We start from the raw sequence: 13174 nt of genomic DNA, 5'->3' as shown, positions 1-13174 counted from the left end.
CTCTCCTGCCAGGCAGGCCGACCCGCTATTCCCGGAGCCGTCATGCTGCCCTTTCTCGCGCGCCGCCTGATCGTCGCCGCCCTCGTGGCGCTCGCCGTCTCGGCCGTCGCCTTCGGACTGATGTTCGTCTCCGGCGATCCCGCCGTCGTCCTCGCCGGCCAGGCCGGCCGGGCGCAGGATGTCGAACTGATCCGGCAGGCCTATGGCCTCGACCGGCCGATCCCGCTGCAGTTCCTCAGCTGGATCGGCAATGCCTTCGCCGGCAATTTCGGGACGAGCCTTTATTTCAACCTGCCGGTGGCGCCGATCATCGCCGAGCGGCTCTCGGTCACGCTCGTGCTCGGCTCCGCCGCCTTCCTGCTCGCGCTCGTCGTTGCCGTGCCGCTCGGCATCCTCGCCTCGCTCAAGCCCGGCGGCACGATCGACCGGATCGCCCTGATGCTCGCCGTGCTCGGCCAGGCGATCCCGAGCTTCTGGCTCGGCCTGATCCTGATCGTGATCTTCGGCGTCTGGTACGGGCTCGTGCCGATCTCCGGCACCGAGAGCTGGCAGGGCTATATCCTGCCCGTCGTGGTGCTCAACTACTACGCCATGCCCGCCCTGATGCGCCTCACCCGCGCCGGCATGATCGACGTGCTCACCGCCGATTACATCCGCACCGCCCGCGCCAAGGGCGCCTCGCAGCCGCGCGTCCTGCTGGTCCATGCCCTGCGCAACGCCGTGCTGCCGCTGGTCTCGCTCGCCGCCGTCCAGTTCGGCCTGATGCTCTCGGGCTCGATCGTGATCGAGAGCGTCTTCGCCATCAACGGGCTCGGCCGCCTCGCCTGGGAATCCCTGCTGCGCAGCGACCTGCCGGTCGTGCAGGCGATCATCCTGATCCTCTCGCTGATCTACGTCACGCTGACCACGGCCGCCGACCTGATCAATGCCTGGCTCGATCCCCGCCTGAGGAGCGCCTGATGTCGATCGCCGACAGCCCTGCCATCCGCCGGCGCAAGCTCTTCAAGGGCCTGAGCGCCAGCAGCGCCATTCGCATCGGCGGCGGCCTTCTCGCCGTCATCGTCCTCGTCGCGATCTTCGCGCCCTGGCTCTCGAGCCATGATCCGATCGCGCAGGATCTCGGCAAGCGTATGGTGCCGCCCTTCTGGTATCCGGGCTCGGACCCGGCCCATCTCCTCGGCACCGACCATCTCGGCCGCGACTATCTCGCACGCCTGCTTTATGGCGCGCGCGTCTCGCTGCTGATCGGGCTCGGCGTCACGCTCTGCGCCGGGTTCATCGGCACGATGCTCGGCCTCGCCGCCGGCTATTTCGGTGGGCGCACCGACATGGCGATCAGCTTCATCGTGACGACGCGCCTCTCGCTGCCGATCGTGCTGGTCGCGCTTGCGGCAGTGGCCCTGGGCGGCGCCTCGCTGAAGACGCTCGCGATCGTGCTCAGCCTCCTGCTCTGGGACCGTTTCGCCGTGGTCGTGCGTGCGGCGGCCCAAAGCCTGCGCAGCCGCGAATTCGTGCAGGCGACCCAGTCCTTCGGCGCCTCGCATTTCTACATCATGCTGCACGGCATCCTGCCGAACCTGCGCAACACGCTGATCGTGGTCGCGACGCTGGAGATCGCCAACGTCATCCTGCTGGAGGCCGCGCTCTCCTTCCTCGGTCTCGGCGCCCAGCCGCCGACGCCCTCCTGGGGCCTGATGATCGCCGAGGGGCGCGAGCACATTCTGTTCGATCCGTGGCTGATCGCCCTGCCCGGCGCCGGGCTCTGCCTGCTGATCCTGGCGGTGAACCTGCTCGGAGACGGCGTCCGCGACGCGCTCGACGAGCGGCGCTGAGACATCCTCGAACGATGCCGGCCCATGTCGATGGCTCGCACAGCGAACCGTTGGCGTGAACTGGATGCCCCGCGGCCGGCGCGGCTGACGATCAGCCCGCAGTCGCGAACAGCTTGGCCAGCCCGGCAACGCCACGCCGGATGACGTCGACATCATGGGCCGCATAGCCGATGACGAAGCCGGCCTCGGCCGGGCGCTCGCTCCCGGAAGCGTAGAGCGGCCCGATCGGATAGAGCCCGATTCCGGCTTCGCGCGCCGCTTCGACGATCGCCGCCTCGCGCTCCGCCGCGACGCCATTGAGCCAGGCGACGACATGCAGGCCGGTATCCGCGCCGGTTACGCTGAGATGCGCCCCGCATTCCTCGGCGAGAGCTTGCAGCAGCGCGGTTCGGCGCTCCGCGTTCCGCCTGCGGATGCTGCGGACATGGCGCTCATAGCCGCCGCTCGACAGGAATTCCGCCAGCGCCTCCTGCTCCAAGAGCGGCGTATGCCGGTCGGTCAGGCGCTTGGCCTCCGCAAAGGCATGAACGAGATCGCGCGGCACGACGAGATAGCCGAGCCGCAATGTCGGCGAGAGCGTCTTCGAGACCGTGCCGAGATAGATGACCCGGTCCGGTGCGGAGGCCTGCAAGGGCGGGATCGGCGCGACGCCATGCCGGTATTCGCCGTCATAATCGTCCTCGACGATCACGCCCCCCGCCTCGACCGCCCAGTCCAGCAAAGCCCGCCGCCGGGCCGCCGAAAGCACGCTGCCGAGCGGGTATTGATGCGATGGGGTGACATAGGCCAATCGCGCCGCCGGCAGCTCTTCAGTCCGGATGCCCTCCCGATCGACGGCAACGGGTACGATCACCCCGCCCGACGCCGCGAAGGCATGTCGCGCCAGCACATAGCCGGGGTCTTCCATGACGAAGCGGTCGCCGGGATCGAGCAGCAACCGGGCGCAGAGATCGAGCCCCTGCTGCGAGCCGTTGACGACGATGATCCGCTCCGGCGCGCAACTGATCCCGCGGGACCGCCACAGATAGCTCTGCAAGGCCTCGCGAAGCGGAGCCGAACCCTGCGGATCGCTGTAGCGCAATCGTTCGGCCCGGCGCAGGCTCGCCCGGTTGAGCGCCCGGCGCCAGGCCAGCATCGGAAAATCCACCCCGTTCAGGTCGCCATAGCGGAGATCGGCGACGCGATGGCTGTGAAACCGGGCCGGCGCAGGCAAGGCAAGCAGGCGCTCGGCAAAAGCGGACAAGACCCGCTCGCTCGTGGGCCCAGAAACCTCAGGGGGCGGCGCCGCCACGAGGCCCCGCGCCACGACGGCCCGCGCACCGGGGCGGTTGAGCAGATAGCCCTCCGCGATCAGCTGCGCATAGGCGGCCGTGACCGTGGTGCGCGACACGCCCCATTCGATGGCCAGCGCCCGGCTCGATGGCAGGCGATCGCCTGGCCGGTATTCCTCGCTATGGATCCGCTGCTTGATCGCGGCGATGATCCGGCGGGCAGCGCCCTTCTCTTCCAACTGGACCACAGAAAACTCTCGAAACTGGATATTTTCGAAGGTCCAGATTGCAGGCATGACGGCGGCGACACAAGGAGCGCTGAGCATGTACACCCCACCCGCCTTTCGCGACGAGGACAGGGCGAGCCTGCTGGCGACGATCCGCGCCGCGCGGCTCGCGACCTTCATCACGGCAACGGCGGAAGGCCCGCTGGCGACGCCGCTGCCGCTCCTGATCGACGAGGACGAGGGCGAGCATGGCGTGCTCTACGGACATCTCGCCAGAGCGAACCCGCAATGGCGCGTGCCCCCCGTCGGCCACGGCCTCGCCATCTTCGCCGGACCGGACGCCTATGTGACGCCGAGCTGGTATGCGGTGAAACAAGAGACCGGCAAGGTCGTGCCGACCTGGAACTACGTCACGGTCCACGCCTCCGGACCGGTCGAGTTCTTCGACGATGCCTCCCGCCTGCTCGATGTCGTCACGCGCCTGACCAACCTGCACGAAGGCGGGCGCGCCGCGCCCTGGGCGGTTTCCGATGCGCCGGCCGCATTCGTCCAGGCGCAACTGCGCGGCATCGTCGGCCTGCGCATGCCGATCGCAACCCTCGAAGGCAAGCGCAAGCTCAGCCAGAACCGCAGCCCGGCCGACCGCGCCGGCGTCGCGGCCGGTCTCGCCGAAAGCGAGCGGCCGACGGAGCGCGAGGTCGCGAGGCTGATTCCCGTTTAGGAGAACCGGCCGAGCCGGGCTCACGAGGCCCGCTTGGCAACGATGGTCAGCTCGCCGTCACTGTCGAGCGAGGCGAGCACGACGTCTCGGGCGGTGAAGCCCCTCGTGGCGAGGGCCGATTTCAGCTTGGGCTCACCCTCGATCGCGGACTGGACCCGCTGCAGTTGCCCGGCCGGCTGCGCTTTCGACTGCTGCGTGACCCGCTCCTGCGCGGCAGCCGGCAATGCATCCATGTCGACGACGCTGATCGACTTGATCGTGGCCGCCTTCTCGTCCGATGGCGTGGATTGGGTGGGTGCGGGCGTGGCCGGCGCTTGCGCCATGGCGCCGCCCGAAACGAGCAGCGCGGCACCGATGGCGATCATGGTCTTCCGCATGGAGAATCCTCCTGTCCATTGGCGATGAAAGGCCATCGGACAGTCCAAATGCGGTCTCAGGCTGGAGCTGGTCTGGTCATTTCGCGGAGATGTCGTGGCGATGCCTGCCACAACCTTTCCCGGACGAACGCCCTGCGCTCGCCCGGGTGCGCATTCAGGCCCTCAACTCGGTCGACTTGATCGCGTACCTGAACGTATCGGGATCGAGGCAGTCGAGCAGCGCGCCCGCCACCTCCGCCTGCGGATACATCAGGAAGCCGACCTTGTGGCTTGAGCCCGGCAGGACGAGATCGTGCGCCGCATTGTAGCCGAGCCAGTTGCCCTCCCAGGCGCCGAACAGCGCCTGCCGCGCCGCGACCACCTTGGGATCGTCGACCGCGTTGTTCCCCGGAGGCTCCTCCAGCACGACCTTGCGGACATCGGCAGGATCGGTCGCGACCCAGCCATAGCCGTCGAGCCATATCTCGGCCCGGCAATGCTGGGCCTTGGTGATGACGTCCGAACCCGTCCCGAGGCTCTTGTAACCGAATTTCGAGGGCGCGACGCGGATGCCGTAGATGTCGCGGGCCGGGATGCCGACGCTGCGGACCAGGGCGACATAGAGCGCGTTCAGATCGGCGCATTTGCCGCTCAGGTTGCCGGTCCGCAGCATGGAGGCGACATCGCCGGTGCCGCAGCCCCTGGTCCTGGCGTCGCGAAAGGTATTCGACACGACCCATTCGTAGATCGCCCGCGCCCGGTCGAGATCGCCCGCCTTGCCGGCCGCCGCTTTCTCCGCGGTCTCCCGGACGATGCCGTCGGTCGGCATCAGCTCCGTCGCCTCGAGATAGAGCTTTCGCTCGGTCTCTCCCAGCGCCGGGACAGTGGATTTCGCCGCGAGGTTCTCGGCCCGGTCGCGCAAGGCGAAGCCGCTGCGGACCTCGATACGCGGCGCCGTCTCGCCATCCTTGAAGACGACGTGCAGAAACTCGGCTCCATATTTCGGGTCCCGGACGATCTCGGCGGACAGCGCATTGGTCTCCCAGGCGCTCTTGCCCGGCTTGATCCACTCGTCCTCCCGCATCGACGGCAATGGAATCCAGGCCTGGGCCTTGCCGTTGGATGGCAGGTCGAGCCGCGTCGTCACCTCGAAATCGCGCCAGGCCCCAGGCTTGGGCGCGAAGGACGCGGCTTGCGCGCCGGCCTGACGAGGCAGCGCCAGAGCGGCTGCGGCGCAGGCTCCGGTCTTCAACATGTCGCGACGGCTGATCATGGCGCTGTTTCCTCTCCCTGTTGGTGGTTCTTCGGCGATGCGGAGGGCAAGGCCGCCAGTGCGGCCGCGACCGGCGGGCCGGTCCAGTCGAGCGGTTCCTCCGCCTTGAGCGCGGGCTTGAGATCACGGTCGAGCACGTAGCTCGTCGGCAGGCTTTCGACCTGCCAGGTCTTCATCGCGGCCCGATCGCGATCGAGCAGGATCGGAAAGGCCACGGGACGGTTGCGGAAGAAATTGCGCACCCGCGCGTCGACCTCGCCGACACTGACGGCGAGGATGATGGGGCTGCCTCTCTTCGTGACGGCCAGAGCGTCGAGCGAAGCCATTTCCTCGATGCAGGGCGCACACCAGGTCGCGAAGAAATGGACGATGACGGGGTGGCCGCGAAACCCCGCGAGGTCGACGCGAGGGCCGTCGAGCTGGTCGAGCACGAGCGCCGGCGCGGTCTCGACAGGCCAGTCGCTGAACGCCGCAACCGCGCAGGATTGGCCGACGAGGAGGAGCGAGACGGCGGCCAGCAGAACGCGCCGGACCGGCTCCAGCCTGCAACCCGATCGATGAACGCCCCGAAACTCGGGAGCCCTGACGGCAGCCACGGCGCATCTTGCGGCCAAGGCCAGCAGAACGTCAATTTCGACTTTTGACGCGACGAACGGCACCAAGGCCCGCCTACGAGCCGAAGGGCCACGACAGGCCTTGCCGGAAGGCGGGCCGTATCGACCTGGATGCGAAGGGTCGCAGAGGTTTCAGCGCGATCGGGGGTCGGAGGCATCCCGCAGCGCATCGCCGAGGAGATTGAGGGCGAGCACGGTAAGGAGGATGGCGAAGCTGGGGAAGACGGCGAGCCACCAGGCGTCGAGAATGTTCTCGAAACCCTCCCGGATCATGCCGCCCCAGGTGGCCGCCGGCGGCGGCACGCCGAGGCCGATGAAGGAGAGCGAGGCTTCCGTGCGGATCGCCGAAGCCATCCAGAGCGAGCTCATCACCACCACGTCGGAGAGCATGTTCGGCAGGATGTGGCGGAACATGATGCGCAGCGGCCCGCAGCCATAGGCGCGGCTGGCCTCGACGAAATCGCGCTGCTTGAGCGTGATCGTCGGCGCGCGGGCGACGCGGGCGAAGGGCGCCACCTCGGTGATCGCGATGGCGATGATCAGGTTCTCCAGGCTCGCCCCCAGCATCGCCGCGATCATCAGGCCGAGCAGCAGAGTCGGGAAGGAGAGCATGACGTCGAGCACGCCCATCACGATCTGGTCGAAGACGCCGCCGATATAGCCGGAGATCACGCCGATCGCCGTGCCGACGACCATCGCGATCAGGATCGCGACGAAGCCGACGAAGAGCGAGATGCGGGCGCCGTAGATCAGGCGCGAGAGCACGTCGCGGCCGTAGGAATCGGTGCCCAGCAGGTATTCGGCGGAGGGCGGCTCGAGCCTTGCCACGATATTCTGGTCGAGCGGATCATACGGCGCCAGCCAGGGCGCCGAGACCGCGACGAAGACGATCGCCGCCAGCAGCAGCAGGCCGACCCAGGACAGGCGGTTGCGGGTGAAGGCAAGCCAGAGCCCGCCCGGCCGCACCGGTTCGGCCGTGGTGATGTCGGTCATTCGTATTTCACCCTGGGATCGACGAGGCCGTAGGCGAGGTCGGTGAGCGTGTTCACGATGATCACGCAGAAGGCGAAGATGATCATCAGCCCCTGCAGCAGGGTATAGTCGCGCGCATTGAGCGCGCCGACGATCAGCTTGCCCAGACCCGGCCGGTTGAAGATGATCTCGGTCAGGACCGAGTTGCCGATCAGCGTGCCGAAATACAGGCCGACGACGGTGATGATCGGGATCAGGCTGTTGCGCAGCGCGTGCTGCAGCACCAGCTGCGGGGCGCCCAGCCCCTTGGCGCGCGCGGTGCGGATATAGTCCTCGGTGAGGACGCCGAGCATCGCCGAACGGGTGACGCGCATCACATAGGCCATCATGATGATGCCGAGATTCAAGGCCGGCAGCGCGAGCTGGCGCATGCGGTCCGCGAGGTCGGTGCCGCTCGCCGCCCCGCCCAGGACCGGGAACCAGCCCAGCTGGATCGCGAAGACGATCAGCATCAGGATACCCGAGACGAAGGCGGGAAAGGACAGTCCGACCAGCGAGACGATGCGCGAGACGTAGTCCATCCAGCCGTTGCGGGTCAGGGCCGCCGCGATGCCGAGCGGCAGGCCGAAGATCAGCCCGACGGCGATCGCCGCCAGCGTGAGCTCGATCGTCGAGGGCAGCACCGTCAGCATCTCGTGGATGACGCTGCGCCCGGTGCTCATCGACGTGCCGAGATTGCCGGTGAAGACGTCGGCGAGGAAGGTGAGGTACTGGGTATGGAGAGGCTGATCGAGGCCGAGCTTCGTCCGCAGCGCCGCCAGGGCCTCCGCGCTCGCCTGGTCGCCCAGGATCACCGAAGCGGCGTCGCCCGGAACGAGCCTGACCAGCACGAAGATCGCGGTCAGCATCACCAGCAATGTCGGCATCGCCAGGACAAGCCGTCTTATCGTGTAAGCCATCATGCGGCGTGTCTGCCTTGCATCAGGCGTGCCGGGGCGAAGGCAGCGATCGAGCGCGCGGTCTTCTGGTCGACCACGAGGTCGCGCATGATCTCGCCCAGCACGGGCACCAGTTGAAAGCCGTGGCCGGAATAGCCGAAGCTGTGGAACAGGCCCGGGATCTGCGGCGAAGCGCCGATGACGGGAAGATGGTCGCGCGTCTGCGCCTCGATGCCGGTCCAGCAGCGCGCGATCCGCACGCCCCGGACGATCGGGAACAGATCGGCGGACGCACGGGCTCCCTTTGCCAGTTCCACGAAATTCACGGTGCTTCGCTGCCGGTCGATATCGGCCGCGCCCTGCAGCCCGCCTCCGATCACCAGGGTGCCCTGATCCGACTGCTTGAAGGACAGCGCCCGCCCGACGACGCTGACGACCGGCGCCAGGAAAGGAGCGAGCCGTTCGGTGGCCATCATCATCGAGGCGCGCACGCCCAGGTCGATGCTCTCCCCGAACAGGGACGCCACCCGTGCGGCCCAGGCGCCCGCCGCATTGACCACGGCAGGAGCGTGGAAACTGCGGACGCCGCAGCGCAGCAGCCAGTCGGGGCCCTGCCGCTCGACAGCTTCGACGCCGCAGCCCTCGACGATGGCGACGCCGGCCCGCTCGCAGGCGCTGCGAAAAGCCGCGATCGTGCGGTGCGGGTCGGCGGCTCCATCATTGCGGACGATCAGCGCGCCGACGCAATGCGGGCTCAGCGAGGGGATCAGCCGCCGCAGTTCGGCGGCGCCGATCATTTCCTCGTGACGGTAGCCGAGACGGCGCATCGTCGCCTCACGCTCCTGCAGCGCCGGCAAGTGCCCGTCGAACTCGGCCACCTTGAACTGGCCATGCGCGTGGAAACCGCAATCATCGCCGACGATGCTCGCGATGCGGCGCCACATCTCCATCGACTCCAGCGAGATCGGCACCTCGGCAAGGTCTCGCCCGAGCGTGCGTACGCCGGCTGCCGTCGCGCTCGACGCGTGGCGGCCGACCCAGTTGCGCTCCAGGATGACGACGCTCCGGCCGCCGCGGGCGAGGCTCAGCGCCGCCGTGAGCCCGTGCAGCCCGCCACCGATGACGGCGACGTCGAAGCCCTGTGCGGATGCCGGCATCATGCCGCATCGTCCGTCTGGCCGAGCGCCGCGAGCTCGCCGAGCGTGACCGGCTTGAGCGGCGGCCTGATGCGGTAGAAGCCCAGCGCTTCCGGCGGGCGGTTCTGCACGCCGGCGAGGATGTGCATGACGGTGTAGCCGCATTGGCGGCCCTGGCAGGGTCCCATGCCGGCGCGGGTGAAAGCCTTCACCTGATTGGTGCCCGGCCGGCCGACCTCTGCACGCTTGCGCAGGGTCCCGGCCGTGACCTCCTCGCAGCGGCAGACGACGGTCTCGTCGGGCGGCGCGAAGACCTGCGGGCGCGGCTCGTAGAGGGCATCGAGGAAGGGGCGGAAGGCGAGTTCGCGGTCGAGCAGCTTGCGCGCGGGCGTGGCCTCCGTCTCCGCCGCGGCGGCAGAGACCCTGCCGAGCCGCGCGGCGACCGCCAATCCCGCCAGGGTCCCGCGATGCTCGGCCGCGATGGCGCCGGCGATGCCGGCCCCGTCGCCGGCGACGAACAGGCCGGGTTGGGAGCTCTCGCCCCAGGCGTCGAGCACCGGCGCATAGCAGTGCTGATCCCGCCGCCACTCCACCTTGCAATCGAGGGCGAGCGGCGCATGGATCGACGGCACCAGGCCCTCGTGCACGAGCAGAACCTCGGCCGGTGTTTCCTCCCAGGAGCCGCCCTGCCTGCGGTAGCGCAGGCTTTGCAGCCGGCCCTCGCCCCTAGCTTCGATCTCCGCGACATGCCTGACCGTCTTTACCCCCGCGCGCTTCAGCGCGAGCGTCCAGGCGATGCCCTTCCAGAGATCGCCGGCCTTGCCGAGCGCGCCCGGCAGATGCCGCAGCGCCGCGCCGAGGCGCCCGGGCGGGGTGGTGTCTAGGAAGCCCGCGATCCGGCCGTTTGCCGCGAGCAACTGCGTCATGTAGAGCAGCGGCAGCGGGCCGCTTCCGGCGATCCAGACCGGCTTCTCCGGCACCTGGTCCGCCGTCTTCAGCAGGACCTGCCCCGCGCCGACGGTCAGCACGCCGGGCAGGGTCCAGCCCGGGAAGGGCACCGGGCGTTCCTGCGCGCCGGTCGCCAGGATCACGGCGCTGGCCGAGATCGTGCGGGCCTTGCCGCCGCTGGTCACGAAGGCCCGGAAGCCGGGCTCGATCTGCCAGAGCTGCGCGCCGGGCTCGTAGGCTGCGCCGCAGGCACGAAAGGCTTGCGCGCGCGCGGCACCGGCAAGATAGGAATCGCCGAGGCGCGATCCGCGCGGGCTCGCGGCGACGGTCTCGACCGAGCGCCAGATCTGACCGCCCGGCGCGGGCTGGTCGTCGACGACGAGAACGTCGAGGCCGTGGCGGCGGGCCGTGATGGCGGCCGCCATGCCGGCAGGGCCGGCGCCGACGATGAGAAGATCGACCGCGCTCATGCCGACAACGCCCGGCGTCCGAGCTGGCGCGACACGCGCATGCCGTCGCGTACCGTGGTCAGGCAGGTCTGGACCGAGCCCACGCCGTCGACCTCGGCCAGGCATTCGAAGCACACGCCCATCATGCAATAGGGCGCGCGCGGTGACTGCGACACCGTCGATGTCCGGTTCCAGCCCTCGGGCTGCCGCAGCAGGACCGCCGCGAGGTTTTCTCCGGCCTCGGCCGATACGGCCTTGCCGTCGATCAGGATCGTCACGGCCGGGGGGCCGGGATCATGCAGCTTTCGGAACATCGAAACGTCTCTGGTGGAACGGGTTCAGGAATTCGGGCAGATCGCCGCCGATGACCGCGCGGGCGAGCTCGCGCGCGTGGAAGGCCGCCAGCGTCACGCCGGAATGGCAGAGCGCGACGAAGGCGCCCGGATGCGTCTGCGACTGCGCGTAGATTGGGTAGCTGTCGGGCGTCATGACCCGCAAGCCGGCCCATTGGCGCACGAGCTTGGCATTGGCCAGATCGGGCATGATCTCCACGGTCTTGCGGCTGAGCCTTGCGGCCGCGTCGCTGGTCGTCGAGAGGTCGAAGCCGGCCTCTTCCTGCGTCGCGCCGATCATGACGGTGCCTTCGCCCGTCTGGCGCAGCCCGCTCGCCGGCAGGGGCAGGAACGGCTCGAACCGTTCGGTCACGAGCACCTGGCCGCGCTGCGGACGCAAGGGAACGTCGAGCCCCACCTGCGCGGCAAGCGCGACGGAGCCAAGCCCGGCAGCGATGACGATGCGCGGCGCCACTATCTCCTCGCCATCGAGCACCAGGCGGAAATCCACCCCGGCACGCTCGATCCTGCGAACCGTGGCATTGCTGCGCACGACGCCGCCATGGCGCGCGACACCCTCGTGCAGTGCCATCAGCAGCCGGAGCGGATTGGCATGGCCGTCGAGGCGGCCGAAGCTCGCTCCGGAAACGGCGTTGCCGAGACGCGCCCGGGGCAGAAGCTTCTGCAGCGCCGTCCGGTCGATCATCTCCCAGTCGGGCTCGCCGCCGTCCCATTGGTTGTGAAGCCGCAGCAACTGGGCGCGGCGGTTCTCGAAGCCATCCTCGCCCACGCAGAAGGCGATGCCGCCGTCGTTCTCATAGGCGATATCCGCTCCGCAGAGCTCCTCGACCTCGGTGGCGAAATCGCGCCAGAGGCAGACGCTGGCGCGGGTCAGCGTCTGGTAGGCCGGCAGGCCCATGCCCTTTCCCTGCAGCCAGACCAGCCCGAAATTCGCCTGCGCGGCACGATAGTCCCGGTCGCTGCCGTCGAGCAGCATGACGCTCTGCTTCAAGCCGGCGAGACCGTAGGCGATCGCGGCGCCGACAGTGCCTCCCCCGATGACGACGATGTCCGGACGCATGCGATTTCCCTTGCTCGAACGCAGCTAGGGCCTTAGTCGCCATTTCGTCAAAGTCGAAATTATCGGAACTCTATTCCAAAAGGTTATGCCATGGCGCGCCAGCTCAATCTCCGCCAGGTGGAAGCCTTCAAGGCCGTGATCGAGCACGGCACGGTGAGCCGCGCCGCGGAAGTGATGAACGTCTCGCAACCCGCGATCAGCAAGCTGATCGCGCATCTCGAGCAGGACACGAGCCTGCGCCTCTTCGAACGGGTGAAGGGCCGCCTTGCGCCGACGCCCTACGGCATGCGCCTCTACGCCGAGGTCGATCGGATCTTCGCAGGCCTGCGCCAGGTGGAGAACGCCGTCGAAACCATCCGCCGGGACGAGCAGGGCCGGCTGCTGATCGGCGTGATGCCGGCCCTCTCCGGCTCCTTCATCGAGCGCTCGACGGCGGCGTTCCTCGCGCGGCAGCCGGGCGTGTTCTGCTCCGTGCAGTCGCGCAGCTCGCAATGGATCACGGAAGGGCTGGTGACCCGAAAGCTCGATGTCGGGCTGGTGATCGCGCCGATCGACAACCCCTATATCGTCGCCGAGCCGATGATGGGCCATCCCGAGGTCTTCATCGCGCCGCTCGACCACCCGCTCGCCGCCAAGTCGGTGATCCGGCCCGAGGATCTGATCGGCCAGCCGTTCATTTCCTTCGATCCGGACAGCCACACCAGCCAGCGCACCACCGCGACGCTCAGCGCCCATGGGGTGGTACCCAACACCACGATGGTGGTGAACGTATCGCCGACGCTCTGCGAATTCGTGGCGGGGGGCGCCGGCGTCTCGCTGGTGCATCCGCTGGTGGTCGGCGGCTTGCGCGACCGGCTGGCGATCCGCCGCTTCGAGCCGACGATCCAGCTCGATTTCTATCTCTGCCGCATCCGCGACAGCCGCAATGCCCGGCTCGTCGATGCATTCATGGAGGCAACGCGAGAGGTCGCCGCGGGGATTTCCCGCAGCATGCCCGCGATGGATTGACGCCGGACGACGTTCG

The 13174-nt window shown here is 68.6% G+C and carries 14 protein-coding genes; 4 read left to right on the top strand and 10 right to left on the bottom strand.

Annotated elements, in window-relative coordinates; translation table 11 throughout:
* The first annotated feature begins 42 nt into the window (after nt 1-42).
* Together OCUBac02_RS09230 and OCUBac02_RS09225 are read left to right on the top strand one after the other, a co-directional pair.
* Nucleotides 43-960, top strand: coding sequence for an ABC transporter permease (locus OCUBac02_RS09230; RefSeq protein WP_173045118.1), 918 nt, complete (start codon nt 43-45; stop codon nt 958-960).
* Nucleotides 960-1832, top strand: coding sequence for an ABC transporter permease (locus OCUBac02_RS09225; RefSeq protein WP_173045116.1), 873 nt, complete (start codon nt 960-962; stop codon nt 1830-1832). The genes OCUBac02_RS09230 and OCUBac02_RS09225 overlap by 1 nt, the downstream gene beginning before the upstream one ends.
* A 91-nt stretch (nt 1833-1923) precedes the next feature.
* Here the strand turns inward: OCUBac02_RS09225 and pdxR are convergent, their stop codons facing one another.
* Complete coding sequence (pdxR, locus tag OCUBac02_RS09220; protein WP_244639142.1) at nt 1924-3351, bottom strand: MocR-like pyridoxine biosynthesis transcription factor PdxR; 1428 nt, start codon at nt 3349-3351, stop codon at nt 1924-1926.
* A gap of 76 nt (nt 3352-3427) precedes the next feature.
* Between pdxR and OCUBac02_RS09215 the strand changes: the two genes are divergently transcribed.
* Complete coding sequence (locus OCUBac02_RS09215; RefSeq protein ID WP_173045114.1) at nt 3428-4051, top strand: FMN-binding negative transcriptional regulator; 624 nt, start codon at nt 3428-3430, stop codon at nt 4049-4051.
* 20 nt (nt 4052-4071) lie between these two features.
* Here OCUBac02_RS09215 and OCUBac02_RS09210 read toward each other — a convergent pair whose 3' ends face one another.
* From OCUBac02_RS09210 to OCUBac02_RS09170, 9 genes are all read right to left on the bottom strand, one after another.
* The gene (locus OCUBac02_RS09210; protein ID WP_173045112.1) at nt 4072-4428 is read right to left on the bottom strand and encodes a hypothetical protein; all 357 of its coding nucleotides are present in this window, start codon (nt 4426-4428) and stop codon (nt 4072-4074) included.
* Nucleotides 4429-4582: 154 nt separating this feature from the next.
* Nucleotides 4583-5680 carry a transglutaminase-like domain-containing protein gene (locus OCUBac02_RS09205; protein ID WP_173045110.1) on the bottom strand — a complete coding sequence of 366 codons (1098 nt, stop codon included), beginning with the start codon at nt 5678-5680 and terminating at the stop codon, nt 4583-4585.
* Nucleotides 5677-6276: a TlpA disulfide reductase family protein gene (locus OCUBac02_RS09200; protein WP_173045108.1), complete on the bottom strand. Its 600-nt coding sequence runs from the start codon at nt 6274-6276 to the stop codon at nt 5677-5679. The genes OCUBac02_RS09205 and OCUBac02_RS09200 overlap by 4 nt, the downstream gene beginning before the upstream one ends.
* A gap of 150 nt (nt 6277-6426) precedes the next feature.
* Nucleotides 6427-7287 carry an ABC transporter permease gene (locus OCUBac02_RS09195; protein WP_047574423.1) on the bottom strand — a complete coding sequence of 287 codons (861 nt, stop codon included), beginning with the start codon at nt 7285-7287 and terminating at the stop codon, nt 6427-6429.
* On the bottom strand, nt 7284-8228 hold the full coding sequence (locus tag OCUBac02_RS09190; RefSeq protein WP_047574420.1) for an ABC transporter permease: 945 nt from the start codon (nt 8226-8228) through the stop codon (nt 7284-7286). Before OCUBac02_RS09190 ends, OCUBac02_RS09195 begins: the two co-directional genes overlap by 4 nt.
* Nucleotides 8225-9364 carry an NAD(P)/FAD-dependent oxidoreductase gene (locus OCUBac02_RS09185; protein ID WP_244639141.1) on the bottom strand — a complete coding sequence of 380 codons (1140 nt, stop codon included), beginning with the start codon at nt 9362-9364 and terminating at the stop codon, nt 8225-8227. Before OCUBac02_RS09185 ends, OCUBac02_RS09190 begins: the two co-directional genes overlap by 4 nt.
* Entirely contained in the window at nt 9361-10758 is a 1398-nt protein-coding gene (locus tag OCUBac02_RS09180; RefSeq protein WP_173045106.1) for an NAD(P)/FAD-dependent oxidoreductase, read from the bottom strand. Before OCUBac02_RS09180 ends, OCUBac02_RS09185 begins: the two co-directional genes overlap by 4 nt.
* Complete coding sequence (locus OCUBac02_RS09175) at nt 10755-11051, bottom strand: (2Fe-2S)-binding protein (RefSeq protein ID WP_173045104.1); 297 nt, start codon at nt 11049-11051, stop codon at nt 10755-10757. Before OCUBac02_RS09175 ends, OCUBac02_RS09180 begins: the two co-directional genes overlap by 4 nt.
* A complete protein-coding gene (locus OCUBac02_RS09170; RefSeq protein ID WP_173045102.1) occupies nt 11032-12150 on the bottom strand; it encodes an NAD(P)/FAD-dependent oxidoreductase in 1119 nt (372 codons plus the stop codon). The genes OCUBac02_RS09175 and OCUBac02_RS09170 overlap by 20 nt, the downstream gene beginning before the upstream one ends.
* Before the next feature lie 90 nt (nt 12151-12240).
* Between OCUBac02_RS09170 and OCUBac02_RS09165 the strand changes: the two genes are divergently transcribed.
* Nucleotides 12241-13158, top strand: coding sequence for a LysR substrate-binding domain-containing protein (locus tag OCUBac02_RS09165; protein ID WP_047574465.1), 918 nt, complete (start codon nt 12241-12243; stop codon nt 13156-13158).
* Nucleotides 13159-13174: the final 16 nt, after the last annotated feature.

It is taken from the genome of Bosea sp. ANAM02, assembly GCF_011764485.1.
Taxonomy (GTDB): Bacteria; Pseudomonadota; Alphaproteobacteria; order Rhizobiales; family Beijerinckiaceae; genus Allobosea.
This window is presented reverse-complemented; position numbering and strand designations above follow the sequence as displayed.